Here is a 2,038-nt window from a genome sequence, read left to right on the forward strand (position 1 = left end):
ACAGCCGTCGCCGACATCCTGACGCTGCTTCAGCAGTGGCTCTCCGACGACCGGTTCGCCACCGCCAAGCTCGCCGTCGTGACCTCCGGCGCGGTGGCCGTCGACGCCGGGGACGACGTCCGCGACCTGGCGCAGGCCGCCGTGTGGGGGCTGGTCCGCACGGCTCAGACCGAGCACCCCGACCGCTTCGTGCTCGTGGACGTCGACGGCCACGAGGACTCGCCGGCCGCCCTCCCCGCGGCCCTGGCCTCGGGCGAACCCCAGCTCGCCGTACGGGCCGGGGCCGCGCACGCCGCCCGGCTGGCGCGCGTACCGCTGTCCGCGCCCGAACGCCGCCCCGGCTGGGACCCGCAGGGCACCGTACGGATCACCGGCGGCACCGGCGCCATCGGCGCCCACCTCGCCCGCCACCTCGTCACCGAACACGGCGTACGCCACCTGCTGCTCACCAGCCGCACCGGCCCCGCCGCCGACGGCGCGGCCGACCTCCTGTCCGAACTGGCCGCGCTCGGCGCGGCGGCCGAGGTCGCCGCGTGCGACGCCGCCGACCGCGACGCGCTCGCCGCACTGCTCCACGGAATCGACCCCGCCCACCCCCTGACGGGCGTGGTGCACGCGGCCGGCGCCCTCGCCGACTCGGTCGTCGCCACCATGACGCCCGAACAGCTCGACACCGCGCTGCGCCCCAAGGTGGACGCCGCGCTCAACCTCCACGAACTGACCGCCGGCCACGACCTGTCGGAGTTCGTTATGTTCTCCTCGATCGCCGGCGTCTTCGGCGGCATGGGCCAGGGCAACTACGCCGCAGCCAACTCCTTCCTCGACGCCCTCGCCCACCGGCGGCGGTCCCAGGGGCTGCCCGGCGCGTCGCTGGCCTGGGGCCTGTGGGCCAACAGCGGCGGCATGACCGGCGGGCTCAGCGACGCCGACCTCCAGCGGATCGCCCGCGGCGGCATCGTCGCGTTCACCCCCGCAGAAGGACTCGCCCTGTTCGACGCGGCGGGCGCGGTCGCCGAACCGGTGCTGCTGCCGCTGCGCCTCGACACCAGGGCCGTCCGCGGCCAAGCCGACACCCAGGGCATTCCCGCCCTGCTCAGCGGCCTCGTACGAGCACCGGCCCGGCGCGGCACGGCGGGCGGCGAGGCCGAGACCGGCGGACCCGACGCGGCGGCGGCGCTCCGCAAGCGGCTCGGCGGGCTCAACGAGGCGCAGCGCAACCGCGTCCTGCTGGAACTCGTCCGCTCGCACGCCTCGATGGTCCTCGGCTTCACCGGCCCCGCCGCCGTCGAGCCCGGCCGCGGCCTCCTGGAGCTGGGCTTCGACTCGCTGACCGCCGTCGAACTGCGCAACCGGCTCCGCGCCGCCACCGGGCTCCGCCTCCCGGCGACGCTGCTGTTCGACTACCCGACGTCGACCGCCATCGCCGGACACCTCGCCACCGAGTTCGTACCCGATGCCGCCTCCGACGCCGCAGCCGGTCCCGGCCCCGGCTCCGGTCCGGCGATCGGAATCCCCGAGCTGGACCAGCTGGAGCGCGTACTCGACGGCGGCGACCTGGACGGCACCGCCCGCGCCGCCCTCACGGAACGGCTGCGGAAGCTGCTGGACGGACTCGACCCGGACGGCGGCACGTACGGCAACGGAGGCGGAAGCAGTTCCGGCGGCAACGGCAACGGGAAGGGCACGACGATCGAGGACCGGATGGACGGCGCGACGGACGACGAGCTCTTCGACCTCATCGACAACGAACTCGGCTCGTCATGACGCGGACCAGGACCCGGCACATGACCAGGACCAGGCACGTGACCAGGACCAGGCACCAGACCCCACCCCGGCCCAGCAAGCGGAGCAAGGTGACCCACGATGGTGAATGACGACCGGCTGCGCGACTACCTCAAGCGGGTCACCGCCGACCTGCACCGCACCAGGCAGCGCCTCAGCGACGCGGAGGCCAAGGACCGCGAACCCATCGCGATCGTCGCGATGAGCTGCCGCTACCCCGGCGGCGTACGGACCCCCGAAGACCTGTGGCGCCTGG

Annotated in this window: 2 protein-coding genes; both read left to right on the plus strand. The window is 74.7% G+C overall.

The window, feature by feature from the left end; translation table 11 throughout:
• Positions 1–1,764: SDR family NAD(P)-dependent oxidoreductase (locus ACFU99_RS41805; protein WP_384403517.1), on the plus strand; the 1,764-nt coding region annotated here is incomplete at its 5' end.
• Positions 1,765–1,863: 99 nt separating this feature from the next.
• Positions 1,864–2,038 (plus strand): polyketide synthase docking domain-containing protein (locus ACFU99_RS41810; protein WP_384403520.1); only part of this gene is annotated, 175 nt, incomplete at its 3' end.

The sequence above is a fragment of the Streptomyces sp. NPDC057654 genome, assembly GCF_042800135.1.
Lineage (GTDB): Bacteria > Actinomycetota > Actinomycetes > Streptomycetales > Streptomycetaceae > Streptomyces.